Genomic DNA, 26,319 nt, shown 5'->3' on the forward strand with positions numbered 1-26,319 from the left:
CAAGAAAAATCCGTATATTGCGCCGGAACCGGATGAGGGACGTCACATGCGACATTTCGGGATTGCCGCCGCGCTGCTTCTGACCCCCGCGCTTCCCGCCGCCGCGCAGGGCGTCGGGGCCGACAGGCTGGCGCGCTTCAGCGAGCAGCTTGAATTGCTCGACAGCCGCGCGGCCACGCAGTACGAGTATTCCGCCCGCCTGCAACCGGGCGCGGGCGGAGAGGAAGAGGACACCGCGATCCCGCGCTATACGGGGCGATATGCCGGCCCTTGGCTGGAGGTTGCCCGCGCCGCCGCGCGCCGCCATGGCCTCCCCGAGGATCTGTTCCTGCGCCTTGTGACCCAGGAAAGCGGCTGGAACCCCGCCGCGCTCTCCAGTGCCGGTGCGATCGGTCTCGCGCAGCTCATGCCCGATACCGCCGTGCTGCTCGGCGTCGACCCGCAGGACAGCCACGCCAATCTGGACGGCGGCGCGCGCTACCTGGCGCAGCAATACCGCCGCTTCGGCAACTGGCCCCATGCTCTCGCGGCCTATAATGCGGGCCCCGAGGCGGTGGTGGCCTATGGCGGCATCCCGCCCTTCGCCGAAACGCAGGCCTACGTGGTCGCCATCCTGGGCAGTTGACTTTTTGATGACGCATGTCCGGGAAGCTCAAGACCGGTTCCCACTTTTGAGCGACATGCTTCAGTCCAGCGTCTCCGCCCCCAGATCCACCAGCTTCCCCCGCATCGTGACGGCCTCGGGGCTGCCTGCCTCCAGCGCATAGACATAGGCATGGGTCAGGTAGAACCGCCGCGCGGTCAGCCCGCGCGCGCCCTCCGACGCCTCGGCATAGAGCGCGATCAGCGCCGCGCGGTTCTCCTCGGCATGGGCCGCCAGGAGCCGCGTGTCGAGATCAGCCTGCATCCCGCCCCTCCCGATGCGCGGCCAGCCTTTCGGCCACCCAGGCGTGGAACAGATGCGTCGGCCCGTCCATCGCGGGCGAAAACCGCCCGCCGTCGAAGCCGGGGGCCGCGCGGCCCTTCTGCATGCCTTCCACGACGACCACATCCTCGATGAACACGCCCTTCCAGAGGGCGGCGTTCTTGTGCCGCATCGCCTCGGGCGTGTCGGGCTGCGCGTAGTAGAGATGCACATGTTCCCGCGTGCGGTCATGCGCCACGGGTTCCAGCACGATGGCATAGCAATGGTCGCGCTGCGCGCCGAGCAAGAGGTTGGGATAGACCGCGACATATTCCGCGCCCTCGTCCCAGAAGGAACTGAGCCCCTCGAAATCGGGAAACACCTCCTCCTCCTCGCCCTTCAGCTGGCGGTAGACATAGGTGCCTTGCCCCGAGAACTTGCCCGGCTCCTCGATGTGATAGTGATCCTCCAGACGGGAATAGCTGTTCAGGCCCGGATGCACCCAGGGCAGGTGGTAGCTTTCGCAGTAATTCTCCACCGCCAGTTTCCAGTTGGTCTCGACCTCCAGCATGAAGCTGCTTTCCGGCCCGCCATGGAAGATCGGTTTTTCCACCTCTTTCCAGCGGGTTAGCAGCGTCTCGTGCACCTCCTCGAAGGGCGGTGCATCGCCCGACAGGTTGATGAAGACGACGTCACGCCAGATATGGCTGCACACCTCGACCAGGCCCAATGTGGCGCGGTCCATTGCCGGGTGGCTGTTCTGCCCCGGCCCGCCGACATGCGGCGTCGAGACCAGCCGTCCGTCCTTGGCATAGCACCAGCTGTGATAGGGGCAGCGGATCGCGCCCTCGATCTTGCGCGGCTCGGAGACAAGGATCATGCCGCGGTGGCGGCAGATGTTCTGGAACACCCGCAACTGGCCGTCGCCGTCGCGCAGAAGAAGCAGCGGCTGGCCCAGGAATTCAAGGGGTTTGCAATCGCCGGGCTCGGGCACTTCCGCGCCGACCGACAGCGCGGCCCAGGTCGCCTCAAGCACCGCCGCGTTTTCCTCGGCGATGGTGGCGGGGTCGGTGTAATGCGCGTTCGGCAACCCGCGCGCCAGCTCGATCGGGGCCGAGACGGCGGAAAGGTAATCGGTCTGCTGATCCTTCGGCATGGCATCCTCCCCTCATGCGTGGATTGGGGGTGAGTCTAGCCATCGCCCGGGGGCCGGGCGCGCCTGTTCACGACTCTGACGGGGCGGAAATTGACACATGTGTCGAGAAATCTCCTGACAGAGCTGTCAGAAATTCCTGACAGGTCTGTCCGCTTTTCGCCCGTTCAGTCGATCAGGAAGGTCACCGGCGCGTCCGGGGCAAGGTCGAGCCGTTTGCGCAACGCGGCGCGGGCGCGCGACAGGCGCGAGGTGACGGTGCCTTCACTCACGCGCAGCCGCCGTGCCATCTCGGCATAGCTGAGCCCCTCGACCGCGCGCAGGCGCAGAAGCTCGGCCTGGTCGGGGCTGAGGTCGTCGAGGGCGGCCAGCGTCTCGGCGCAGGCCAGGCGCGCAGGCGCTTCGGGCGCACTGGCGGGTTGGAGCGCCGCGCCCGCGTCGCTGTCCGACGAGACCGGCATCAACCAGGCCTCGGCGGCCAGCCGCGCGCCCCGGTCGCGGATGCGGTTGCGCAGGGCGGAAAAGGCGTAATGGCGCAATTCGTCGATCGGGTCCTGGCCGGGATCGGCCATGCGGCCCCAGAGGCGCAGGACGATATCCTGCACGAGGTCGTCGGCGGCCTCGCGGTCGCGGGTCAGGTAGCGCGCGACGCGGCGCAGGTCGGGCAAGAGGGCCTCGAGCTGGCGGGCCGCCTGGGGCGGGATGGGGCGCGTATGGGTCATGTTGGATCAAAGCCTTGAAAGTGCCGTGGGGCGCGGCGCCTTTGCAGGATGGGGCGCGGGGACGACTTGGCAATCTCCGTGCGCGGGGATGCACGGGAATGCGCGGGAATGGGCCGGGGTTTCTCCGCGATCGGCGAAGCCTTGCGCGTGGGGCGGGCCTGCGGCGGGCCATGGCGAAACCCCGCCGGCTGTGGCCCCCGCAAACCGGCGCATCGCCGCGCATGGGCGGGGCGCGGGCAGGCCCCCCGGAAGAAACCGCGCCGCCCCCGGTCCTGTTCTTGTGGATGCCGGGCGATCTCACTGACGGAGCACATCTGTTCCGGTCGCGCGGACATTCGACACTGCAAACTGGATGCGAAGGAGCAATCCCATGGAATTTACCACTCTCACCCGGACGGCGGGCCAGGTTCTGGCCGGATGCGCGCTTGGCGGGGCCCTGGTGGTGACCGCGGCGCTGGCGGCGGAACACGCAATGCTGGACACCGATGGTGACGGGATGGTCAGCTACGAGGAGCTCGTGGCCATGGCCCCCGAGATTACCGAGGACGAGTTCGCGGCGCTGGATACCGATGGCAGCGGCGGGCTGGACGAAGAGGAGCTGGCCGTCGCCCGAGAGGCCGGCCTGCTGCCGAGCGAGGGCTGACCCGACGCCCATTGTTGCAGCACGTGACCAACCCTGAACGCTGATCCCGCCCCACCGGCCAGACGGGGCGCGCATGGCCGGGAGGGATGGGGACAGCCGGTCACGCGGGAAGGGGCATCCGTCGGGGTGCCCCTTTTTCGCGGGCGGGCGCTCGGTCGATCGAGCGCGCCCCGCGTTACGAGAGCGTCGGCTGCTGCGCCCCGCGCGCCATAGCGGCCACCCCGGTGCGGGCCATGCGGACCTCGCCCAGGGGGCGCATCAGGTCGGTGAAGGCGTCGATCTTCTCGGGCGTGCCGGTCATCTCGAAAATGAAGCTTTCCAGCGTCGAATCGACCACGTTGGCGCGGAAGATCTCGGCGATGCGCAGCGCCTCGACGCGGGCCTCGCCCTTGCCCGAGACCTTGATCAGCGCCAGTTCGCGGCTGACATGCGGCCCCTCGACGGTCAGGTCCGAGACGCCATGCACCGGCACCATCCGCCCAAGCTGCATCTTGATCTGGTGGATCACGGCGGGCGTGCCCGAGGTGACGATGGTGATGCGGCTGCGGTGGCCCTCGTGATCGACCTCGGCCACGGTCAGGCTGTCGATATTGTAGCCCCGGCCCGAGAAGAGGCCGATGACACGGGCCAGCACGCCTGCCTCGTTGGTGACGAGAATAGCGAGCGTGTGGGTCTCGATCTCTTCCGACAGGTGACTGCGCAGGTCATAGGCGGAATGGCTGGTGGCGCCTTGTTCGATATTGAGGGGGGACATGGGGGGCGGGGTCCTTTCGTGTCAGCCTTGCGGCGAATTGGAATGAAGGGGAACGCTACGCAGGGCGCGCAGGGTGAGGGCGCGCAGCGTGACGGCCAAAGTGAGCAGAAGGATGGGCGCGAAGACCATGCGCAGGGAAACCTCCACGCCGCTGAGGAACTGCACCAGGATCGCGGGGCCAAGCCCGAGCCACATCGCGGCCAGCAGCAGGAGGCCCGGCAGGTGGGTCAGGCTGAGCACGCGGGCGCGGATCAGGAAGAGGGCGGCCGGGGCCAGCAGGGCGGATTCGTAATACCACAGGTAGGGCTGCGACAGTAGGATCGCGATCAGAAGCGTCGCGGCGCGCAGATCGGCGCAGATGCGCGGGCTGGCCCAGGCCAGCGCCACGGCCAGCGCGGCAAGGGCGGTCACGCTCCATTGCAGGGCGAGGGCGAGGGGCTCGGACAGGCCAAGCCCCGCCAGCGCGGCATAGACGCTGATCATGCGCGCGTTTTCCGCCGCCGTGCCGCGCACGATGTCGAAATGGACCTGCATCATCTCGACCATCAGCGGCCAGTATCCGGGGCCGGTAACCAGCGTGGCGGCAAGGGCCAGCACAAGCGCGGTCAGCGTGGCAGACGCGATGCAGCGCCAATGCCCGCCCGCGATCAGGGCGACCGGGATCAGAAGGCCCAGTTGCGGCTTGAGCGTCAGCAGGCCGATGAAGACCCCCGCCAGCACCGGGCGGCCCGAGGCAAGGCAGGCCAGCGCCGCCATCAGCCCCGCCGTCCAGAGCACCGCCGTCTGCCCCATCAGGAAGGAGGGCAGGTAGGCGGGCGCCAGCGCCAGCGCCAGCCAGAGCGGCAATATGCCTTGCGCCAGGGGCCGCGCGGCGGCCAGCATGGCGGCGGCGGAAAGCGCGGTGAAGACGGCCAGCGCCAGGGCGAAATGCAGGCCCCCGAGCGGCATCAGCGCCACCATGAAGGCGGGCGGGTAGGCCCAGGGCATCCAACCCTCGCCGCTGGTGCCGTGCATGGCCGCCAGCCGCGCGGTATCGAAGGCATCCAGCGGCGCATCGAGAAGCGCCAGGCGGGCCGCGGCCCAGAAGATGCGGAAGTCGAGCGAGATCGAGGTGGCGCCATTGGCGGCCAGTTCCAGCCAGCCGAAGGCGACCCACCCGACGACGATCACCGCGACCAGCGCCGGGACCAGCGTGCCCGCCTGCCAGCCGCGCCGCGTGGTCATCGGGGCCAGGGCGGGCGCGGGCAGGTGGGGCGGGGGAGGGGTGGTCATGTGTCCGAAGCCTTGCAGTCGCCTTGGCCGCGCGTCCTGTCGGGACCGGGGGTGTCGGCATCCTGTCTCAAGTCGCACAAGCCCCCGCCGCGATCAAGTGCCGGATCGGGCGGGGGCCTTGCTGTTTCACATCGTGTCGGGGGCGGGCCATGCCGCCCCCGGATCATCTCTATCCGCGCTTCTCGCTCATCAATCCGCGCAGGATGCACCAGCACATGATCAGAAGCACGATGGTGAAGGGCAGGCCGGTCGAGATCACCATGGATTGCAGCGAGGCAAGACCACCCGCCGAGAGCAGCAGCACGATGGCCACGGCGCCCTCGAAGATGCACCAGAACACACGCTGCGGCACCGGCGCGTCGACCTTGCCGCCCGCCGTGATCGTGTCGATCACCAGCGACCCGGAGTCCGACGAGGTCACGAAGAACACGATCACCAGGATAATCCCGATGAACGAGGTGATCGAGGCCAGCGGCAGTTCTTCCAGCATCAGGAACAGCTGCAACGGCAGATCGGCGTCCTGGGCGGCGGTATAGCCATCCTGCACGACCTGCTGGATCGCCACGCCGCCAAAGACCGACATCCACAGCACGCTGACCAGCGACGGGATCAGCAGCACGCAGATCACGAATTCGCGCACCGTGCGGCCCCGGCTGACGCGGGCGATGAACATGCCGACGAAGGGGGACCAGGAGATCCACCAGGCCCAGTAGAACGAGGTCCAGCCCTGGCTGAAATTCACGTCCTCGCGCCCGACCGGATTGGACAGCGCGGTCAGGTTCTGGATATAGGACATGAGGTAATCGGCAAAGCCGGTCATGATGGCGACGGTCGGACCCGCGATCAGGGTGAAGGCGAGCAGCAGGAAGGCCAGCCCCATGTTGATCTCGGACAGGATCTTGACGCCGCCGTCGAGGCCGCGCACGACCGAGATCAGCGCGACCGCGGTGATGACGCTGATCAGGATCACCTCGGTCGTGTTGCCGATGGGAATGCCGAAGAGGTGGTTGAGACCGGCATTGGCCTGGGTCGCGCCGAAGCCGAGCGAGGTGGCGAGGCCGAAGAGGGTGGCAAAGACCGCCAGCGTGTCGATGACATGGCCCCACCAGCCCCAGACCCGGTCGCCCAGGATCGGGTAGAAGGCAGAGCGGATCGTCAGCGGCAGGCCCTTGTTGAAGGAGAACAGCGCCAGCGCCAGGGCCACCACGGCGTAGATCGCCCAGGGGTGCAGGCCCCAGTGGAAGATCGTCGCGGCCATCCCGAGGCGGATTGCGGCCTCCTGGTCGCCGGCGGCGGCGCCGAGCGGCGCCCAGTCGGTGCGCACGCCATCCTCGCCCACGGACACGCCGCCCAGGGAGGTGGAGAAATGGCTCATCGGTTCGGAGACGCCATAGAACATCAGGCCGATGCCCATACCGGCGGCAAACAGCATCGCGAACCAGCCGATATAGGAGTAATCCGGCGTCGCCTCGGCCCCGCCGAGCCGGACCGAACCCCAGGGGGTGACGACCAGGAACAGGCAGAACAGCACGAAGATATTGGCCGCGCCGAGGAAGAACCAGTCAAAGCCCTGCGTCACCTGGGCAAAGAGCCAGGAGAACACGTCGCCCGCCTGTTCCGGCAGGGCCAGCGTGTAGAAGACGAAGGCGACGATGGTGATGCCCGAGATCATGAAGACCGGGTTGTGGATGTCGAATCCGATCGGGCCGAGCGTCCCTTCCACGTTGTCCTGGCCGATGGTGTAATCGGTTTCGATTATCTCCGTCGCGCCTTCCGGGGCGGGTATGCCCTGGTTGTCGGGGTCATCTGTCATGTTTCTTGTCCTTTATCCTGTTGGCGGTGCAGTGACGTGTCTGCACCTTCGCGCGTCCCGTTTCGTTTCCTTCAGCGCGTATCGTCGCGCACGATCATCACCGAGCAATGCGCATGGGCGGCCAGCTTGCCGCCATGCGAGCCGAATTCGTACCAATGCGGGATATGCGAGCCCATGACGACCAGGTCGGCCCCGATCTCGTCCATGGCCTCGCAAAGCTGGTGGTCCATGTCGACGCTGGGATCGTGCGAAATGACGGTATGGGCATGGGTCGAGGCGATGCTGCGCGCCTCGGCCTCGGCGGCCGCGAAGCGGTTCAGCTTCTCGCGGAACTCCTCGGGGCTGTGCGCGATCTTGCTCGGCGCGGTGCCGGTAACGCTGACGTAATGCACCTCGGCCCCGTAGTGATCGGCGAGGTCGGCCCCGACCTGCAAGGCGCGTTCCAGCGCCTCAACATGGCCGAGATCGACCGGTATCATGATCTTTCTGAACACATCGCCCTCGCTCTATTGTCTCGTTTCACTTGACAATGCCGGACCACGCGGCGGGCCGTATGTCCCGACAGACCTGTTGAATGCCGGAAACGACATCCAGGAGGCTGGGGAAAGCCTAACTTGGGTGTGCCTTGAACGCAAACGGGCGGTGCGGAAGGGGCGATCGGGCGAGGTTTCTAATAGCCGAATCCGTCGATCCAGGGGGCGAGGCGGTCCATCACCGGGGCAAGATGCGCCTCGTAACGGCGCCAGCGTCCGGCGGCGCTCTGGTAGAGCGGCTGGCTGACCTGGCGGTAGCTGGCGGTGCGCACCATGGGCCGCGTCGTTTCGTGAAAGCGGTCCATCGCGTCGATCCAGTCCAGCCCGAGATGGGCCAGCACCGGCGTGATCGCGCCGCGCAGGTCCTGGGTCAGATCCTCGTAGCGCAGGGTGACGGTGTCGAGCTTCAGGGCCTCTGTGGTGGCGGTCCAGAGGGTCATGACACGGTCGTAGAGGATGGCGGCATCCTCAAGGCTGCGGAAGTTCTCCATCGCGTCATTTGGAGCGAAGTTCTGCATGAAGCAGGACAGCACCACGTCGCAGGGGTGGCGCAGCGAGAAGATGAATTTCGCCTGCGGAAAGCAGCGGGCGATGGCGGCGGCCTCGACCAGGTTGAGGGGCAGCTTGTCAAACGCGGTGCGGGTGTCCAGCGGCGCGCCGAGGGTGGCCTCGAACGCGGCGAGGTAGGCGCGGGCGCGGCTGTCGGCCTCGGCATGGCTCAGTGCCGCGAGATCCTGGGCCAGGGTTTCGGGGCGCAGGCCGTCGGTCAGCAGGTTGATCAGCGGCTGTTCCTCGACCAGCGCCACGCGCGGATGGGTCAGCAAGATGGTTTCCAGAAGCGTCGTGCCCGAGCGCGGGAAGCCGACCATGAAGACGGGTTGGCGCGTGGTGCCGGTGCGGGTTGCGGGCGCGATCCGGGCGGCGGCGGCCAGGTGGTGTTCGACACGCGCCAGGTAGCGCGCGCCCGAGATGTCGCCGCGACCGGGGAAGGTCCCGGCAGCGTCGTTCATCGCGGTGAAGGCGTCCATGGCGGCGTCGGGATCGTCCAGCGCATCCAGCGCGCGGGCGCGGGTGACGTGGAGGATCGCGGCCTCGCGCGGGGGCAGATCGGGGATGCGGGCGGCGGTGTCCAGCACGCCCTCGTGACGGTTCACGCGGCCCAGGTGGACAGCGCGATTCAACAGGATTTGCGGATCGTCGGGCAGGTGGGTTTCGGCCTGAGACAGGACCGCATCGAGGTCGTCCAGCCGGTTCTGCCGCTCCAGCATCTTGGCCAGCGCATCCCAGGCCTGCGGCGCGCGCGGGTCCAACTCGGTGGCGCGGCGCAGGTTGGTTTCGGCGGTCTCCGTCGCGTCGAGGTCGAGATGCGCGAGGCCGAGCGCGACATGGCACGCGGCACTGTCCGGGGCGACGTCGCGGGCAGCCTCGGCGGCGGCCAGCGCCTCGGCGGGCTGGCCGCGAGTGCGCAGGAGCGAGGACAGGCTGAGATAGGCGTCGGGGCTGGCGGGATCGGTGCGGATCGCGTGGTCGAGCACGCGGGCGGCCTGGGCGTGCTGGCCCGTCGCCGTCAGCGCGTTGCCGAGCGCGTTGGCGATGTCAGAGAGCAGCGGCTGGCGTTTCAGCAAGGGCTCCGCGCGGGCGAGGACGGTCCGGTGATCCCCGGCGCGGAAGGCGGTGAGGAGCGCTTGCCGCGCGGCCCGCTCCTGCGCCGAGAGGGCGGGATGGGGATGCGCGTCGGGGCCGAGCGAGGCCAGCAGCTTGCGCGCCGCCCGGTCGCGGGAGTTGTGGTAGAGATATTTGCGCAGGAGGGCGGCGGCCTCGCCCCGCCGACCGCCCGCGATCATCCCGCGCGCGGCGGTGAGGATCTGGGCGGGGGAGGGTGCGGGGGGCATTGCGGGGCCTTTGTTGGGGGCGGTGGGCAGGTAGGTCTGCCCACCTTGCCAGATCACACCAGCACGCCGCCTGCCGCGCCGATCACGCCCTGCGTTTCGGCCTCGCCCAGGAGCATCTCGTTATGGGCCTTGCCGGACGGGATCATCGGGAAGCAGTTTTCGTGCTTTTCGACCAGGCAGTCGAAGATCACCGGGCCGTCATAGGCCAGCATCTCCATGATCGCGTCATCCAGATCGGCGGGATCCTTGCACAAGATGCCTTTGGCCCCGAACGCCTCGGCCAGCTTGACGAAATCGGGCAGGCTTTCGGACCAGCTATGCGAGTAGCGCTCGCCGTGCAGCAATTCCTGCCATTGGCGCACCATGCCGAGCCGTTCATTGTTCAAGATGAACTGCTTTACCGGCAGCCGGTACTGCGCCGCCGTGCCCATTTCCTGCATGTTCATCAGCCACGATGCCTCACCTGCGACATTGATGACCAGCGCCTCGGGATGGGCGATCTGGACGCCGATGGAGGCCGGGAAGCCGTAGCCCATCGTCCCCAATCCTCCGCTCGTCATCCAGCGGTTGGGATCGTTGAAGCCCAGATACTGCGCCGCCCACATCTGGTGCTGGCCCACTTCGGTGCAGATATAGCGGTCATGGTCCCTGGTCAGCGCCTCCAGCCGTTCCAGCGCGTATTGCGGTTTGATCGTGGTCTCGGAATTGGTGTAGTCGAGGCAGCGGACCTTGCGCCAGTCCTCGATCTGTCCCCACCAGCGCTGCACGGCCCCCGCATTGGTCTTGCGGCCGCGCGATTTCCACAGCCGCAGCACATCCTCCAGCACATGGGCGACATCGCCCACGATCGGGAAATCGGCATGGATCACCTTGTTGATCGAGGAGGGGTCGATGTCGATATGGGCCTTGCGGCTGCCGGGGCTGAAATCGGCGATGCGTCCGGTGATGCGGTCGTCGAAGCGGGCGCCGACATTGATCATCAGGTCGCAATCATGCATCGCCAGGTTGGCCTCGTAGAGCCCGTGCATCCCCAACATGCCGAGCCAGTTCTTGTCGCGCGCGGCATAGGCGCCCAGGCCCATCAGGGTCGAGGTGACCGGAAATCCCGTCGCATCGACCAGTTCGCGCAGCAGCTGGCTGGCGGCAGGGCCCGAGTTGATCACGCCGCCGCCGGTATAGAAGACGGGGCGTTCGGCGGTCTCGATGGCCTCGACCAGGGCGGTGATCATCTCGATATCGCCCTTGACGCGCGGGTGGTAATGGCTGGGGCTGGTCTTGGGCTTGCGGGTGTATTCGCCGGTGGCGAATTGCACGTCCTTGGGGATGTCGACCAGGACCGGGCCGGGGCGGCCCGCGGTGCAGATGTGAAACGCCTCGTGAATGGTCGCGGCCAGCGCGTCGGTCTCCTTCACCAGCCAGTTCATCTTGGTGCAGGGCCGGGTGATGCCGACGGTGTCGGCCTCCTGGAACGCGTCCGAGCCGATCATGAAGGTGGGCACCTGGCCGGTCAGCACGACGATGGGGATCGAATCCATCAGCGCATCGGTGATGCCGGTGACCGCGTTGGTGGCGCCGGGGCCCGAGGTGACGAGGACGACGCCCGGCTTGCCGGTGGCGCGCGCATAGCCCTCGGCGGCATGGACCGCGCCCTGTTCATGGCGCACCAGGATGTGGCGGATCTCGTTTTGCTGGAAAATCTCGTCATAGATCGGAAGCACGGCGCCGCCGGGATAGCCGAATACAGTATCGACGCCCTGTTCCTTCAGGGCTTCGATCACCATCCTGGCGCCGGTCATCTCAGTCATCGCTCATGCTCCTTCAAGGCGGTCGGGCAGGGGGCCCGTGATGGGTGGGTCGCATAAAAAAGCCCCCGGCGGTCAGACGGGGGCGCATGGGGGACCGGAATGGTTGCCGTTACCGACCCATGCGCGTCTGTCCTACAAGTACGAGAATGCACGGCATTCCGGAGGCTCCTTCACTGCGAGTGCGGGGACAGTATGAGTCGATATCAGGGTCGTCAACCGGCAAAGCGCGAGGGGTGGGCGAAAATTCTGAATAAAATGTCGCAGCGGGCAGGCGTTTTGAAATATTCGGTCGGAATTGGCGGGGCACGAGTCAGGATCGGTCGGAATCGGCGGGCTTGCGGCTTTTTGGGGCTGCGGGACGTGCGCGAATCCGTGGCGCTGTGGCCTGCGACGAGGTTGCTGTGCATTCTTGCGACAGATCGCCTAATTCTTGAGCAAGTCGTGCGTGAGTAAGGTGTTTCCGCCCGGAACTGCGACGAATTGGTAAGATCATTTTACAATTTATTGCATTTCAGGACCGATTAGGGGATTGTGCGGATTCAGTGCTGCGCTAACCTGCGCTCACTTAAAATCAAAATAACCGCGACCGTCACGGTCGTGGACCCACGGGAGGAAATCTGATGGATCGTCGTTCTTTCTTGAGAACATCCGCACTCGGCGGCGCGGCGGCTGCCGGCACCACGCTCGCGGCACCCGCCTATGCGCAGGGGCGCGAGCAACTGACCATGTTCACCACCTGGCCGCGCGGACTGGCCGGTGTCTGGGATTCGGTCGAGCGCTTCGCCAATAACGTGGCCGACATCACCGACGGCACCCTGACAATCGACGCGCGCGATTCCGGCCAGACCGGCCTCGGCACCCAGGTCTTCGACCCGGTCGTGTCCGGCCAGGCCGACATGTATCACGGCGCGGACTATTATTTCGTCGGCCAGCACCCGGCCTGGGCGTTCTTCACCGCCGTGCCCTTCGGCATGACGGCGCCCGAGTTCATGACCTGGTATTATGGCGGCGACGGGCTGGCCAAGCACCACGAGCTGGGCGACATCTTCGGTGTCAAATCCTTCGTGGCGGGGCAGACCGCGGCGCAGGGCGGCGGCTGGTTCCGCAACCCGATCGAATCGGCGGAAGACCTCCAGGGCCTCCGCTTCCGCATGCCGGGCCTCGGTGGCCAGGCGCTGGCCGCGCTTGGCGCGTCGGTGCAGGTGCTTGCGGGCGGCGAGATCTACCAGGCGCTGTCTTCCGGCGCGCTGGACGGGACCGAGTGGATCGGTCCCTGGTCGGATGAGCGTCTGGGCCTGCAGGAGGTCTGCGACTACTACTACCCGGCAGGCTTCCACGAGCCCGGTGCCGCGCTGAGCGTCGGCGTGAACCTCGACCGTTTCAACGGTCTGTCGGCCCCCCACCAGCGCGCCATCGAGGTGGCCGCGGCGGAAGCGCATCAGCACAACTATTCGCTGTTCATCGCCAATAACGGCCCCGCGCTGCAACGCCTGATCGCGGGCGGCACCGAAGTGCGCGCGTTCTCGGACGATGTCTGGGATGCGTTCGGCCAGGCCAGCCAGGACGTGCTGGAAGGCTTCCGCGACGACGCCCTCTTCGCGTCGATCCACGACTCGATGCAGGCCTCGATGCAGGAGGCTTCGGGCTGGATGCAGCGCTCCGACTCGGCTTACACTGCACAGCGTAACCGCGTTCTGGGCATGTAACCCGGCCCTTCGGGGCATGAGAACAGGACGCCGCGCCACCCGTGACAGGTGGCGCGGCGTTTGCGGATCGAACCCGCAGGGGGAAGGGGCAATCTTCGGATGATGGAATTTCTGGGTGCCATTCTGGGCAGCATTTGGGGCGGTATCTCCGGGTTCTTCTGGACCGTCCTGAATATCGGCCAGGTGTTGAACTTCGCGGAGGCCGAGAACGTCTTCCGCTTCATCTATTACGGCGGCTCGTCCGAGTTGCTGGCCTTCGTGCTGACGGTGGCCGTCATCGTCTTCGTGATCGGTGTCTTCCGGCACAGCTTCCTCTGGGGCGTGGTGCGCGGGATCGAGGGCATCTCGAACTGGATCGGGCGCGCGGCGGCCTGGGCCGGGCTGATCATGGTGCTGCAACAGATCGCCATCATCTTCCTGCAGACGATTTTCCGCGTCTCCGATATCGGCATCGCCCCGTTCGGGGTCGGCGTGACGCTGCCGCTTGGCTGGTATGGCGACGGGCTGAAACTCTACAACGCCCTCGTGGTGACGCTGTGTTGCAGCTATACCTTCGTGCAGAAGGGCCATGTCCGCGTCGACCTCTTCTATGCCGGCTGGAGCCATGGCAGAAAGCGCATTGCCGACATGATCGGCACCGTCTTTTTCATGTTGCCGGCGCTGTTCCTGATCTGGTTCTACGGCTGGTTCTACCTGTGGCGGCACATGATCACGCCGCCCGTCTCGACCACCGACGCGCTGGAGCGGATGATGGCGCGCACCGTGGCCTTCCGCTGGGACATCCAGACCTTCGCCGCCAGCCCCTCGGGCTTCAACGGCTATTTCATCTACAAGATCCTGCTGGTCACCTTCGCGGCCCTGATGATCCTGCAGGCCATCGGGTTCTTCTACCGCTCGTTCCTGGAATACCGCGAAGGGCCGGAAGCGGCGGACAAGAACCTGGATCTCGACGTGCTTGAATCGCATCACGACGATGACGCGCCCGACACACATGCACATGCAGGGTAGGACCACCACATGATCTTTGGACTCGACGGCGTCGCAATCGCCCTGCTGATCGTCTTCCTGTGCCTCTTCGGGGCCATCATGACCGGCTTTCCGGTCGCCTTCGCCATCGCGGGCGCGGGCGCGATCTCGTTCGGGATCATCGCCGCGCTGGATAATTCCGGCCTGCTGATCCATTACGCCATCGACGACCGGTCGGCCGAATATGGCGCGCTGCTGGCGGACGGGATCAACCGGGACTCGATCTCCGTCTTCCGATACCCGGAGTTACCCAGATACGAGGAGGCGCTGTTCCCGCAAGGCTGGGAACAGGCGCTGAACCGCAACCTCAGCTTCATCGTCAACCGCATGGATGAGCGCGTGATCGCGGGCCAGTCCATCGAGACGCTGCTGGCGGTGCTGATGTTCGTGATGATGGGCATCACGCTGGAACGCTCGAAGATCGCCAATGACCTTCTGACCACCATGGCGCGGCTCTTCGGCCCGCTGCCCGGCGGCCTCGCGGTCTCCATCGTCATCGTGGGCGCGTTCCTGGCGGCCTCGACCGGGATCGTCGGCGCGACCGTGGTGACCATGGGCCTGCTGGCGCTGCCCACCATGCTGCGCAACAATTACAGCCCCGAACTTGCCACCGGCGTGATCGCGGCCTCCGGCACCCTGGGCCAGATCATCCCGCCGTCGATCGTCATCGTCCTTCTGGGCACGCTGGCGGGCGACCTCTATGCGGCGGGGCAGGAGGCGCGGGCGCAGCTGGTCGGCTGCGGCGATGCGCTGACCTATCTGGGCGAGCCTGCGGTGCTGTCGGTCGGCACGCTGTTCCAGGCGGCGCTGTTGCCGGGGATCTTCCTGGCCTTCCTTTATGGCGCCTATGCGTTCGGCTACGCGCTGCTCAACCCCTCCAAGGCTCCAGCGGTGCATACCGGTGCGGCGACCGGCGAGGTCGTGACACGCAACGAGGCGCTGACCTGGTATCTGGGCGTGCCCCTGGCGCTGATCATGGGCGTCGTGCTGGCGGGGCAGGCGGGGCTGATCGGCACGCAGAGCTTCACCGTCTCGGCCTATTCGCAATCGGGCGAAAGCGCCGATCTGCGCACCAATGTTTCCGACACCTGCCGCGAGGCGATGATCGACCTGCACGGCCAGGAAGCCTGGGATGCCTCGGTCGCGCAGCAGGACGATATCGACGCCTCGGGCGGCGGCGAGGAAAGCCGCGAGCGCAACACCGAGGAGCTTGAGACCGCACGCCTGGCCGCCTTGGGCCAGATCGCGCCGATCGGTTCGGGCGTGGCGGTGGTGTTCCTGCTGCTGGCGCTGGTGCTGACCACCGCGCGCGGCGTGATGCCCACGGGCGATCCGCTGCCGCTGATGGTGGGCGGCGCGGGCGTGGCGCTGGCCTTCGTGGTCGACGCGATGCTGATCGGACCCGAGACCGGACCGGGGGCGAGCTTCCTGATCCTCACGATCCCCTTCGCGCTGACCATGGTGGGCGTGGTGGTGGCCTTCCGGCGGCTGGCCACGAACGAGCTTCTGCGCGTGGTCTTTCCGCCGCTGGTCCTGATCGTGGCGGTCCTGGGCTCGATCCTGGGCGGCATCACCAACCCGACGCCGGCGGCCGCGCTTGGCGCGGGCGGGGCGATCATGCTGGCGGCCTATCGCAAGCTGCAGGAGGAACACCGGTCCGGTAAGGTCATCTTGATCGCGTCGCTGGCCATCGTGGTGATGATCCTCTTCGGGATCAATTTCGACCTGCGCATCCAGCGCGAGGGCATCAGCTTTGCCGATTGGGTGGCCTATGTCATCACGCTGGCGGCCTATCACGTCGCGTTTTTCGGGCTGCTCTATGGCTGTTGGGTGCTGTTCCGCACCAATGTCCTGAGCCCGGTGGTGCGCGAGACCGCCAAGGTGACCTCGATGGTGTTCACCATCCTGATCGGCTCGCAATTGCTGAACCTGGTGGTGATCTCGTTCGGCGGCGAGGAATATATCCAGGACTTCCTGCGCAGCTTCGACCAGGAATGGGCGGTGTTCCTCTTGGTGATGCTGATCCTCTTCGTCCTGGGCTTCGTGCTCGATTTCCTCGAGATCATCTATATCGTGATCCCGATTGTCGGCCCGGTGATCTATGGCGGCGAGATGGATCCGAAATGGGTCACGATCATGATCGCGGTGAACCTGCAGACCAGCTTCCTGACGCCGCCCTTCGGCTTCGCGCTGTTCTACCTGCGCGGCGTGGCCCCGGCGAGTGTCACCACCGGCCATATCTATCGCGGGGTGCTTCCCTTCGTGCTGATCCAGGTCCTGGGGCTGGCGATCCTCTGGGCCTTCCCCGGCATCGTGACCATCGTGCCGGACCTGTTGCCGAACAACTGACGCGGGCCGGCGACTGGTATCAAATTGAGCGGGCCCCCAAAGCGGGGGCCCGCGCTGCTTTCCGGCGCGTGTTTCAACGCATTACGGGAAAGCGGCCCGGTCGCGCGGGGTTGGGGGATCAGTCGTCGGTGGCGCGGGTGTCGGGAAGGGACAGGCGCGCGACCTGTTCGGCGATGGGTTCGACCGACAGGGGATGCGTCTCGGACTCGAAGGCGTCGGGATCCTTGAGCGGTTGCCAGGCGCCGCCCAGATAGACCTCGAGCGCGGCATAGCCCGCCTTGTAACCCATCTTGGAACTGCCCGGCACCCAATAGCCGAGATAGACGTAAGGCAGCCCCGCCTCGCGCGCGATCTCGACATGATCGAGGATGACGTGAGAGCCGAGCGACCGCCGTCCGGCATCGGGGCGGAAGAAGGAATAGACCATCGAGAGCCCGTCATCGAGCACATCGGTCAGGCAGACCGCGGCCAGGCGGCCCGCATCGTCACCGTCGCGATATTCGACGACGCGGCTGCGCACCGGGGTTTCCTCGATCATCGCGGCGAACTCGAACACATCCATATCGGCCATGCCGCCATCGGCGTGGCGGCTGTCGAGATAGTCGCGGAAGAGGGCGTATTGTTCCTCGGTCGCCCAGGGGGAGCGCGCCTCGCGGGTGAGGGACGCGTTGCGCTTGAGCGTGCGGCGCTGGCTTTTCGACGGCGCGAAATCGGCGACCCGGATACGCGCCGAGAGGCAGGCGTTGCAATCCGAGCAGGACGGCCGGTAAAGCACGTTCTGCGACCGGCGGAAGCCCTGTTTCGACAGCGAGTCGTTCAGCGTCGAGGCATGATCGCCCTGCAGCGCGGTAAACAGCTTCCGCTCGCGCCGACCCTCGAGATAAGGGCAGCTTTGCGGAGCCGTCACATAGAATTGCGGCGCAAGGGGCAGCGTGTGGCGCATTGAAACTCGTCTGGTCGTCCTGTCCGGAAATCAGCCTGCAACAGGATTCGGGCACGGGCAACCCATTTATCAAGGGGTTGCCCCGGTTCGCGGGGATCAGCCGGGGCGGTTGATCGCGGCGGTGCCCAGAAAGAGATCCGGCAGCGATTGGTGACGCTCGCCGAGCGCGATCATCGCCACCGACAGCGCCTGCGGCAGGAAGAAGCTGGCGCAAAGCAGGTAGGCGCCTGTATGCAGCATCGCCTCGGTCCCCGTCAGGCGCGCGCCGGTGGCGTTGCGAAGCTCGATGTTCATCAGCCGCATTCCCAGGGTGGCCGAGGCCGAGCCGATGGTGATCGCGCGGTAGACGAAGCTGGTGGCGACCCAGAAGAGCGGCCAGAGCCAGAAGGCCACGGTCAGGGTCAGGACGCCGATGATCAGCATCATGACGAGGATCAGGACGACATCGACCACCCAGGCCATCAGGCGCTTGGGCGGAATGCCGTCATAGAAGACGGATTGGCGGTCGGGATCGGGCAGGGCGGAACTCATGGGCGCATACATGGGGGGGGATGCCTCAGATTGCAATTGGGTTTGCCGGTGCAAGAGGGGGGCTTGCACCGGCCAAGGCCTGGGGGAGGAGGGGGGATCAGGCCTCGATGGTGTCGGCGTCTTCGGCCGCGTCACGGGCACGGTCGCGGCGGGCACGCCGATCGCGGTCTTCCATGAACTGGTCGAACTCGGCCTTGTCCTTGGCGTCGCGCAGGCGCTCCAGGAAGTCCTGGAAGGCGGTCTGTTCTTCCTCCAGGCGGCGCAGTGTGTCGGCCTTGTAGGCGTCGAACGCGGTGTTGCCGGAGCTGCGGAAGCTTTGGCCATGCGATTTGCTGCGGCGGGAACACCCGGATTTGAACATGTTTTTGCTCCAGATCATGTAGAAGAGAAGGGCCAGCCCCACGGGCCAGAACAAGATGAACCCAAGCACCATGGCGGCGATCCAGGCCCCTTTGCCCTTGTCGTCCAGCCAGGCCTCGGCCCGTGTGAGGTAGCCCTGGGCAGATGGGTCGGTGGTTGTGGCGGTCATTTTCAAAATCTCCCTCGATTTGCGATGTGAATGCCTTTCACATGACTGAAGATGGGGCATGTTAATCGGCTTAACAAGGGGTCGGGTGAAAAAATGTGAAGAGGGTTTACATTTTCGACGCGGACTCCGATGGCTTGCAATCCCCGACATCGGCGTCAGGCTGGAACCATGCGCGCCGTCCTTCTCTTCCTCCTGCTTTCCTGGCCTCTTGCCGCCGAGCCCGTGCGTCTGGACCTGGGCGAGATTCGTAACCTCGCCATGGCCCCCCATCTCGACGAGGCCGCATTCTCCGCGCGTCTGGCGGGCCTTATCGGCGGTTATGCCCCCGAACCCGCGCAACCGGTCCCTGGCCCCGCCCGCAACGACCTCTTTTTCTGGTCGCTCTCGGCCCGGTTCGGCACCGCGCTGGAGGGCAGCATAGTCCCCGGCGGGGTGCTGACCTGCGCGCGCTACGGGCTGGACGTGCGCGCCCGGATGGCCGAGCGTGACCTGAGCGCAGCGGCGGGGTTTGCGGTCATGCAGCAGGCGCTGATCCTGTCGGGTGACGACGAGAACTGGCCGGTGGGGGCCGTCGCCCGGCTTGCCTGCGCGCTGACCTGGGATGATGCGCGCCGGGTCGCGCCGCTGACGCGCGCCGAGGTGCTGGAAGTTTTGGAGGGGTTCGGGGCGGTGGAGGTGCAGCCCGACCCGAACGCGGGCGCCCGGGTGCGCGTCTTCGGCCCCGGCGGCTACCGGATCGAGGCGCGGGGCGGGCCGGTGACGGCCAATATGCGGCTGGACGCGATCTGGGTCGATCAACTGGCAACCCATCAGCAGCTGCGCTTTCGCAGCTTCCTGATGGGGGGCGGCAGTTAGTAGCCGCGCCAGATCCAGCCGCCGCCAAGCACGCGGCTGCCTTCGGGGGCGTAGAACACGCAGGCCTGGCCGGGGCTGACGCCTTCCTCGGGGGTGAGGAGCTCGACCTGCGCCTCTGTCGCGGAGAGAGGGCGCAGAATCGCGTCGCGCGGCGGGCGGGTGGAGCGAATCTTGACCTTCAGATGCCAGTCCGCGCGCGATGTCATGTCCTCATCCCCGAGCCAGTTGATCTCGCGAATCGGGACAATCGCGGTCGAGAGCGCCTCCTTCGGGCCGACCACGACGCGCCGTGTATCGGGCTCCAGCTTGACGACATAAAGCGGGTCGGCGCGACCGCCGATGCCGAGGCCGCGGCGCTGGCCGATCGTGTAGTGAATCACCCCGCGATGGGTGCCGAGGATGTTGCCTTCCATATCCACGATCTCGCCGGGATCGGCGGCGCCGGGGCGCAGTTTCTCGATCACGCTGGCATAGTTCCCGTCCGGCACGAAGCAGATATCCTGGCTGTCGGGCTTGTCCGCGACCGGCAGACCGTATTTCGCCGCCAGCGCGCGGGTCTCGGATTTCGAGGCCAGTTGGCCCAGGGGAAAGCGCAGGAAATCCAGTTGCTCCTGCGTGGTGGAGAAGAGGAAATAGCTCTGATCGCGGGTGGCGTCGGTGGCGGAATGAAGCTCGGCCTTCTGCGGCCCCATCTTGCGCTGGATGTAATGGCCCGTCGCCATGCAATCGGCGTCGAGGTCTCTGGCGGTTTCCAGCAGATCCTTGAATTTGACCCGCTCGTTGCAGCGAATGCAAGGAACCGGCGTCGTGCCCGCAAGGTAGCTGTCGGCAAATTCGTCGATCACCGCATCCTTGAAGATGTTTTCGTAATCAAGGACATAATGGGGAAATCCCATCTCTTCGGCCACCCGGCGGGCATCATGAATATCCAGCCCGGCGCAGCAGGCGCCCTTCTTGGCCAGGGCCGCGCCGTGGTCGTAAAGTTGCAACGTCACGCCGACGACGTCATAGCCCTCCTCGGCCAGTTGCGCGGCCACGACCGAGCTGTCGACGCCGCCCGACATCGCCACCACCACGCGGGTGTCGGCGGGGGCCTTGGCGAATCCAAGCGAATTGAGGCGGGCGTCGAGGGGCATGAGCATCTTTCCGGGGGTGTTTGCGGCGCAATATAGGAAAATGCCCCGCATCGACAAGGGTGGTGGTTACCGGCTGTTAAACAGTTCCGGTCAATGGTGGCCTCGCAAAACGGTGAGAAGCGAGGTGCGATGTATATCAGACGTGTCAAGGGCCCCTATTCGGTGACCCTTCCCGATGGCAGTGAAATGACCCGCGCCGATCTGCCGAGCCCGACAACGAACCGATGGGTCGCCAGCCGCAAGGCCGCCATCGTGCGCGCGGTCGAATTCGGGCTGATCGACCATGAGGAGGCGTGCGCGACCTACGGCCTCTCGGCGGAGGAATTGGACGCCTGGACACGGGCCGTCAGCCAGCATGGCGAAGGGGCGCTCAAGGCCACCGCCGTGCAACAGTTCCGGGATTGAATCGAATTTTAGTGTTGATTGCCGTGAATTTGTCGCCAGACTGTCTAAAAAGATAACTTGCCATTAACGATTTCGGGCGAAGGTCGAGTTAGCTGGGAAAGAATCGGAGAGAATCAGATGCGTGTCTTGCTTGTAGAAGACGACCCGACCACGTCGAAAAGTATCGAAATGATGCTGAGCCATGCCAATCTGAATGTCTATTCGACAGATCTGGGCGAAGAGGGCATCGACCTTGCCAAGCTCTATGATTATGACCTCATCCTTCTCGATCTCAACCTGCCCGACATGAACGGCCATGACGTGCTGCGCCAATTGCGGCTTGCGCGCATCGACACGCCGATCCTGATTCTGTCGGGGGCCGACGACACGGAAAACAAGATCAAGGGCTTCGGCTTCGGGGCCGATGATTACCTGACCAAACCCTTCCACCGCGATGAATTGGTGGCGCGCATCCACGCCATCATTCGCCGGTCCAAGGGCCATTCGCAATCCATCATCCGCACCGGCCTGATCAACGTCAACCTGGACGCCAAGACCGTCGATGTCGAAGGCAGCCCGGTGCATCTGACCGGCAAGGAATACCAGATGCTGGAACTGCTCTCGCTGCGCAAGGGCACGACGCTCACCAAGGAAATGTTCCTCAATCACCTTTATGGCGGCATGGATGAGCCGGAATTGAAGATCATCGACGTCTTCATCTGCAAGCTGCGCAAGAAGCTCTCTGAGGCGACCGGCGGCGACAATCACATCGAGACCATCTGGGGCCGCGGCTACGTGCTGCGCGATCCCTCGCCCGAACTGGGCACTGCGGATCTCGCCGCCAGCGCCTGACGCAATCGTCGGCTGGACCTCTTTCCCGTGGCCTCCTATCACTGATGGGGGACCGCAAATCATGTCGGGGAAAGGGCGCGCATGGCAGAGGATCGGGCAGGGATGAGCGAGGATGCCGCACGCGCGCGGCTGGCGGAGCTGGCCGAGATGCTGGCGGCCGCCAATGCAGCCTATCACCGCGACGATGCGCCCGAGATCACGGATGCCGAGTATGATGCGCTCAAACGCGAAAACGCCGAGATCGAGGCCGCGTTTCCGCATCTCAAGCGCGCCGACAGCCCCTCGGACCAGGTGGGCGCGGCCCCCTCGGGGGCGTTTTCCAAGATCTCCCATGCCGAACGGATGCTGTCGCTCGGCAATGCCTTCACGGATGCGGACGTGGCGGAGTTCACCCGCTCCGTACGCAAGTTCCTTGGCCTCACCGACGCCCCGCTGGCCTTCACGGCGGAACCCAAGATCGACGGGCTGTCGCTGTCGCTGCGCTATGAGGGCGGCAAGCTGGTGCAGGCCGCGACGCGGGGCGACGGGACGGTGGGCGAGAATGTCACCGCCAATGCCCGCACCATCGACGATATTCCCGAAACCCTGACCGGCGCGCCCGACATCCTGGAAGTGCGCGGCGAGGTCTATATGAGCCATGCCGATTTCGCGGCGCTGAACGCGCGCCAGGCCGAGGCGGGCGGCAAGACATTCGCCAACCCGCGCAACGCCGCCGCCGGCTCCTTGCGGCAGCTCGATGCCGAGATCACCCGCGCGCGGCCCTTGCGCTTTTTCGCCTATGCCTGGGGGCAGGTCTCCGCCCCTCTGGCCGACACGCAGATGCGCGCGATCGAACGGTTGGGCGCGCTTGGATTTCAGGTCAACCCTCTGACAAAGCTCTGCAATTCGACCGATGAGATGTTGGCGCATTACGCGGATATCGAACAGAAGCGCGCCGGTCTGGGTTACGATATCGACGGGGTGGTCTACAAGGTCGACGATCTGGCCCTGCAAGGGCGGCTCGGGTTGCGATCGACCACGCCGCGATGGGCGATTGCGCATAAGTTCCCCGCCGAGCTGGCCTGGACCCGGCTGGAGGCGATCGACATTCAGGTCGGGCGCACCGGCGCGCTGAGCCCTGTTGCGCGGCTGACGCCTGTGACCGTGGGTGGCGTCGTCGTGTCCAACGCGACCCTGCATAACGAGGATTACATCGCGGGCCGCGATAGCGCGGGCGCGCAGATCCGGGACGGCAAGGATATTCGCGAGGGCGACTGGGTGCAGGTCTACCGCGCCGGCGACGTGATCCCGAAGATCGCGGATGTGGATATCTCGAAACGGCCCGAGGGGGCCGCGCCCTTCGCCTTCCCCGAGACCTGCCCGGAATGCGGATCCGATGCCGTGCGCGAGGAAGGGGACGCCGTGCGCCGCTGCTCGGGCGGGTTGATCTGTCCCGCGCAAGCCGTTGAGAAGCTGAAACATTTCGTCTCGCGTGCCGCCTTCGACATCGAGGGGCTTGGCGCGAAACAGGTGGAACAGTTCTATCTCGATGGCTGGATCAGGGAGCCCGGCGACATCTTCACGCTGAAGGACCGCTATGGCAGCGGGATGCAGCAGTTGAAGAACCGCGAGGGGTGGGGCGAGAAATCGGCCGAGAACCTCTTTGCCGCCATCGAGGACAAGCGCCAAATCCCGCTGCACCGGCTGATATTTGCCCTCGGATTGCGTCATGTGGGCGAGGTCGCCTCGACCGATCTGGCGCGCCATTACGGCGATTGGGATGCGATGGTCGCGGCCATCGACCGTGCAGCCCCCGCCGCCGAGTGCCACCGCAAGGCCGAGGAGGCCATTGTGGAGGAACGAAAAAGAGCGGCCAACGAGGGGCGTCGCGCCGATATTTCCGGCACGCGCAACGCGGCCTGGGAGGGGCTGGATGCCGACGCCCGCGCCGCCTGGGAGGATCTGACCGGCATCGACGGCATCGGTGCCACGGTTGCGGTGGCTCTCGTGACCAGCTTTCAGCAGAAAACCGAGCGCGCCTCGATCGACCGGCTTGCGGGCATGTTGACCGTGTTGCCGCCCGAGGCGCGCGCCAGTGACAGCCCCGTCGCGGGCAAGACCGTGGTCTTTACCGGAACGTTGGAAAAGATGACGCGTCAGGAGGCCAAGGCGCGGGCCGAGGCGCTTGGCGCCAAGGTCTCGGGCTCGGTCAGCGCCAAGACCGACATCCTGATCGCGGGGCCGGGGGCGGGCTCGAAGGCGACAAAGGCGGCAGAATTGGGGGTCGAGACGATTGACGAGGACGCCTGGCTGGCGCTGATCAACGACGCCCCGGCGGCGGCGCCCTCCGATGGCTGAGGCGCGGGGGCGGCCCGAGATCCTCTTCCCCCTCTTTGCCGAGCTTGAGGGGCTGGACGGAATCGGCCCGAAAACGTCAAAGAATTACAAGGGGTTGGGAATCGAAACCCCGAAAGACCTGCTGCTGACCCTGCCGGTGGGGGGCATCAACCGGACCCGGCGCGCGACGATCAACGGGGCCGATCTGCCCGCCACATTGACGGTCGAGGTTGTCGTCGGCCCGCATCGCAAACCCGCCCTCAAGGGGCGGCCCTATCGCGTACATGTCACCGATGCCGAGACCAGTTTCGACCTCGTCTTCTTTCACGCGCGCGGCGATTACCTGGACCGGCTCCTGCCCACCGGCGCGCGGCGGGTGATCTCGGGCAAGGTGGAGCTTTTCGACGGCATCGCGCAGATGGTCCACCCCGATCACGTCGTGCCCCCCGTCGAGGCCGAGAGCATCCCGGCATTCGAGCCGGTCTATCCGCTGACATCGGGCGTGACGCAGAAGGGGATCGTCAAGGCCGTCGCCTCGGCCCTGCCGCGCGCGCCTTACCTGGGCGAATGGATTGACCTGCCGCTGCTGAAATCGAAGAAATGGCCGGCCTGGCCTGAGGCGCTGGAGGCCGCGCATCACCCTGAAAGCGAACGGGATTTTTCCCGCGCCCACCCCGCGCGCGAACGCCTGGCCTATGATGAATTGCTTGCCCATCAGGTCACGCTTGGCCTGGCGCGGGCCAAGGTGCGGCGGGCCAAGGGGTTCGTCTCGAAAGGCGACGGGGCGCTGGCCGCGAAGGTGCTGGAGAGCCTGCCTTACCGCCCGACGGGCGCGCAGACCCGCGCGATTGCCGAGATCACGGCGGATATGGGGGCGGAAACGCGGATGAACCGGCTGCTTCAGGGCGATGTCGGCGCGGGCAAGACGCTGGTGGCGCTGATGGCAATGCTGAACGCGGTCGAGGCGGGCGGGCAGGCGGTGATGATGGCGCCGACCTCGATCCTGGCGGCGCAGCATTTCGCCGGCCTGAAACCGCTGACTGATGCGGCGGGCGTGGTGATCGAGATGCTGACGGGGCGCGACAAGGGGGGCGAACGGCGCGCCAAGCTCAAGGCGCTGAAAGCGGGCGACATCTCGATCCTGGTCGGCACGCATGCGGTGTTTCAGGATGACGTGGCGTTCGCCGATCTGCGCCTTGCGGTCGTCGATGAACAGCACCGGTTCGGGGTGCGCGAACGGGTGCGGCTCGGCTCGAAAGGGCAGGGCGCGGATGTTCTGGTGATGACGGCGACGCCGATCCCGCGCACGCTGAGCCTGGCCACCTATGGCGACATGGATATCTCGGTGCTGGATGAGAAACCGCCAGGGCGCAAACCCATTGCGACCGCGCTGGTCAGCTCGGGTCGCATGGGCGAGGTCGTGCAGCATCTGGCGGATGCCGTGGCCGAGGGGCGGCAGGCCTATTGGGTCTGCCCGCTGGTCGAGGAAAGCGAAGCCGTCGACATGACCGCCGCCGAGGACCGGTTCAAGGCGCTGCGCGCGAGCCTGGGTGAAGGGGTCGTGGGCCTCGTTCATGGCCAGATGCCGCCCGTCGAGAAGGACGCGGCGATGGCCGATTTCATCGCCGGACGCACGCGGGTTCTGGTCGCGACCACGGTGATCGAGGTCGGCGTCGATGTGCCCAATGCCTCGATCATGGTGATCGAACAGGCCGAGAATTTCGGGCTGGCGCAGTTGCACCAGCTGCGTGGCCGGGTCGGGCGGGGGCAGGCGGCCTCGACCTGTCTTCTCATGTATCGCGCGCCCCTGGGCGAGACGGCGGCGCGGCGCCTGCAGGTGCTGCGCGAGACCGAGGACGGGTTCCGCATCGCCGAGGAAGACCTGGCCATTCGCGGCGCGGGCGACCTCATCGGCACGGCGCAATCGGGGCTGCCAAGGTTCCGGGTCGCGGACCTCGAAAGCCAGACCGGGCTGATGGAGATCGCGCAACGCGACGCGCGGGCGCTGCTGGCCCATGACCCCGATCTGATGGGGGCGCGCGGGCAGTCGGTGCGCGTTCTGCTCTGGCTGATGGAGCAGGAGAAGGCGATCCGTTTGATTTCAGTAGGTTAGATCAGCCGTTAACTGTTCGGTTGCGTTTTGTTCTCAAATGTTCTCAAAAAGTTCTTGATTAACGCGGTCGAAAATGAGAACAAAGCGT

Annotated in this window: 23 protein-coding genes; 10 read left to right on the plus strand and 13 right to left on the minus strand. The window is 66.0% G+C overall.

What is annotated here, in order from left to right:
- Positions 1-46: 46 nt before the first annotated feature.
- Positions 47-625, plus strand: a complete 579-nt coding sequence (locus tag AC13C7_RS12305) for a lytic transglycosylase domain-containing protein (protein WP_172321629.1) — start codon at positions 47-49, stop codon at positions 623-625.
- Positions 626-685: 60 nt separating this feature from the next.
- On the opposite strand, the gene AC13C7_RS12310 is transcribed toward AC13C7_RS12305, so the two are convergent.
- The 3 genes from AC13C7_RS12310 to AC13C7_RS12320 form a co-directional block, all read right to left on the minus strand.
- Positions 686-907, minus strand: coding sequence for a hypothetical protein (locus tag AC13C7_RS12310; protein ID WP_482867655.1), 222 nt, complete (start codon positions 905-907; stop codon positions 686-688).
- The gene (locus AC13C7_RS12315; RefSeq protein WP_482867656.1) at positions 897-2,060 is read right to left on the minus strand and encodes an aromatic ring-hydroxylating oxygenase subunit alpha; all 1,164 of its coding nucleotides are present in this window, start codon (positions 2,058-2,060) and stop codon (positions 897-899) included. Before AC13C7_RS12315 ends, AC13C7_RS12310 begins: the two co-directional genes overlap by 11 nt.
- A gap of 164 nt (positions 2,061-2,224) precedes the next feature.
- Complete coding sequence (locus AC13C7_RS12320) at positions 2,225-2,779, minus strand: RNA polymerase sigma factor (RefSeq protein WP_172321632.1); 555 nt, start codon at positions 2,777-2,779, stop codon at positions 2,225-2,227.
- 370 nt (positions 2,780-3,149) lie between these two features.
- Between AC13C7_RS12320 and AC13C7_RS12325 the strand changes: the two genes are divergently transcribed.
- Positions 3,150-3,422 carry an EF-hand domain-containing protein gene (locus tag AC13C7_RS12325; RefSeq protein WP_172321633.1) on the plus strand — a complete coding sequence of 91 codons (273 nt, stop codon included), beginning with the start codon at positions 3,150-3,152 and terminating at the stop codon, positions 3,420-3,422.
- A gap of 175 nt (positions 3,423-3,597) precedes the next feature.
- Here the strand turns inward: AC13C7_RS12325 and ilvN are convergent, their stop codons facing one another.
- The 6 genes from ilvN to AC13C7_RS12355 form a co-directional block, all read right to left on the minus strand.
- Entirely contained in the window at positions 3,598-4,176 is a 579-nt protein-coding gene (gene ilvN, locus AC13C7_RS12330) for an acetolactate synthase small subunit (RefSeq protein WP_172321634.1), read from the minus strand.
- Positions 4,177-4,197: 21 nt separating this feature from the next.
- Positions 4,198-5,448: a glycosyltransferase family 87 protein gene (locus tag AC13C7_RS12335; RefSeq protein ID WP_482867657.1), complete on the minus strand. Its 1,251-nt coding sequence runs from the start codon at positions 5,446-5,448 to the stop codon at positions 4,198-4,200.
- 169 nt (positions 5,449-5,617) lie between these two features.
- Complete coding sequence (locus AC13C7_RS12340) at positions 5,618-7,261, minus strand: BCCT family transporter (RefSeq protein WP_482867658.1); 1,644 nt, start codon at positions 7,259-7,261, stop codon at positions 5,618-5,620.
- Positions 7,262-7,332: 71 nt separating this feature from the next.
- The gene (locus tag AC13C7_RS12345) at positions 7,333-7,755 is read right to left on the minus strand and encodes a universal stress protein (RefSeq protein WP_482867659.1); all 423 of its coding nucleotides are present in this window, start codon (positions 7,753-7,755) and stop codon (positions 7,333-7,335) included.
- A 176-nt stretch (positions 7,756-7,931) separates the two neighbouring features.
- Entirely contained in the window at positions 7,932-9,686 is a 1,755-nt protein-coding gene (locus AC13C7_RS12350) for a tetratricopeptide repeat-containing sulfotransferase family protein (protein WP_482867660.1), read from the minus strand.
- A 53-nt stretch (positions 9,687-9,739) separates the two neighbouring features.
- Complete coding sequence (locus tag AC13C7_RS12355) at positions 9,740-11,482, minus strand: acetolactate synthase 3 large subunit (RefSeq protein ID WP_446170712.1); 1,743 nt, start codon at positions 11,480-11,482, stop codon at positions 9,740-9,742.
- 629 nt (positions 11,483-12,111) lie between these two features.
- Here AC13C7_RS12355 and AC13C7_RS12360 point away from each other — a divergent pair.
- From AC13C7_RS12360 to AC13C7_RS12370, 3 genes are all read left to right on the plus strand, one after another.
- A complete protein-coding gene (locus AC13C7_RS12360; RefSeq protein WP_172321640.1) occupies positions 12,112-13,197 on the plus strand; it encodes a TRAP transporter substrate-binding protein in 1,086 nt (361 codons plus the stop codon).
- 99 nt (positions 13,198-13,296) lie between these two features.
- Entirely contained in the window at positions 13,297-14,205 is a 909-nt protein-coding gene (locus tag AC13C7_RS12365; RefSeq protein WP_482867661.1) for a TRAP transporter small permease subunit, read from the plus strand.
- A gap of 9 nt (positions 14,206-14,214) precedes the next feature.
- Positions 14,215-16,572 (plus strand): TRAP transporter large permease, encoded by a 2,358-nt coding sequence (locus AC13C7_RS12370; protein WP_482867662.1) that lies wholly within the window; start codon positions 14,215-14,217, stop codon positions 16,570-16,572.
- A 118-nt stretch (positions 16,573-16,690) separates the two neighbouring features.
- Here AC13C7_RS12370 and AC13C7_RS12375 read toward each other — a convergent pair whose 3' ends face one another.
- From AC13C7_RS12375 to AC13C7_RS12385, 3 genes are all read right to left on the minus strand, one after another.
- Positions 16,691-17,515, minus strand: coding sequence for an arginyltransferase (locus AC13C7_RS12375; RefSeq protein WP_172321643.1), 825 nt, complete (start codon positions 17,513-17,515; stop codon positions 16,691-16,693).
- Between the two features lie 96 nt (positions 17,516-17,611).
- The gene (locus AC13C7_RS12380) at positions 17,612-18,046 is read right to left on the minus strand and encodes an RDD family protein (protein WP_235952806.1); all 435 of its coding nucleotides are present in this window, start codon (positions 18,044-18,046) and stop codon (positions 17,612-17,614) included.
- Positions 18,047-18,143: 97 nt separating this feature from the next.
- Positions 18,144-18,575, minus strand: a complete 432-nt coding sequence (locus tag AC13C7_RS12385) for a DUF2852 domain-containing protein (protein ID WP_172321645.1) — start codon at positions 18,573-18,575, stop codon at positions 18,144-18,146.
- Positions 18,576-18,743: 168 nt separating this feature from the next.
- On the opposite strand from AC13C7_RS12385, the gene AC13C7_RS12390 reads away from it, so the two are divergent.
- A complete protein-coding gene (locus AC13C7_RS12390) occupies positions 18,744-19,430 on the plus strand; it encodes a hypothetical protein (protein WP_482867663.1) in 687 nt (228 codons plus the stop codon).
- Here AC13C7_RS12390 and mnmA read toward each other — a convergent pair.
- Positions 19,427-20,566: a tRNA 2-thiouridine(34) synthase MnmA gene (gene mnmA / locus AC13C7_RS12395; RefSeq protein ID WP_482867664.1), complete on the minus strand. Its 1,140-nt coding sequence runs from the start codon at positions 20,564-20,566 to the stop codon at positions 19,427-19,429. The two genes, AC13C7_RS12390 and mnmA, sit on opposite strands and share 4 nt — an antisense overlap.
- 129 nt (positions 20,567-20,695) lie before the next feature.
- Between mnmA and sciP the strand changes: the two genes are divergently transcribed.
- The 4 genes from sciP to recG all read left to right on the plus strand — a co-directional run bounded on the left by sciP (position 20,696) and on the right by recG (position 26,231).
- Complete coding sequence (sciP, locus tag AC13C7_RS12400; protein ID WP_446117167.1) at positions 20,696-20,971, plus strand: CtrA inhibitor SciP; 276 nt, start codon at positions 20,696-20,698, stop codon at positions 20,969-20,971.
- Between the two features lie 117 nt (positions 20,972-21,088).
- Positions 21,089-21,802: a response regulator transcription factor CtrA gene (gene ctrA / locus AC13C7_RS12405; protein WP_446117166.1), complete on the plus strand. Its 714-nt coding sequence runs from the start codon at positions 21,089-21,091 to the stop codon at positions 21,800-21,802.
- Between the two features lie 102 nt (positions 21,803-21,904).
- Positions 21,905-24,139: an NAD-dependent DNA ligase LigA gene (gene ligA / locus AC13C7_RS12410; protein WP_482867665.1), complete on the plus strand. Its 2,235-nt coding sequence runs from the start codon at positions 21,905-21,907 to the stop codon at positions 24,137-24,139.
- On the plus strand, positions 24,132-26,231 hold the full coding sequence (gene recG / locus AC13C7_RS12415; protein WP_172321544.1) for an ATP-dependent DNA helicase RecG: 2,100 nt from the start codon (positions 24,132-24,134) through the stop codon (positions 26,229-26,231). Before ligA ends, recG begins: the two co-directional genes overlap by 8 nt.
- Positions 26,232-26,319: the final 88 nt, after the last annotated feature.

The sequence above is a fragment of the Alterinioella sp. B-7 genome, assembly GCF_056857775.1.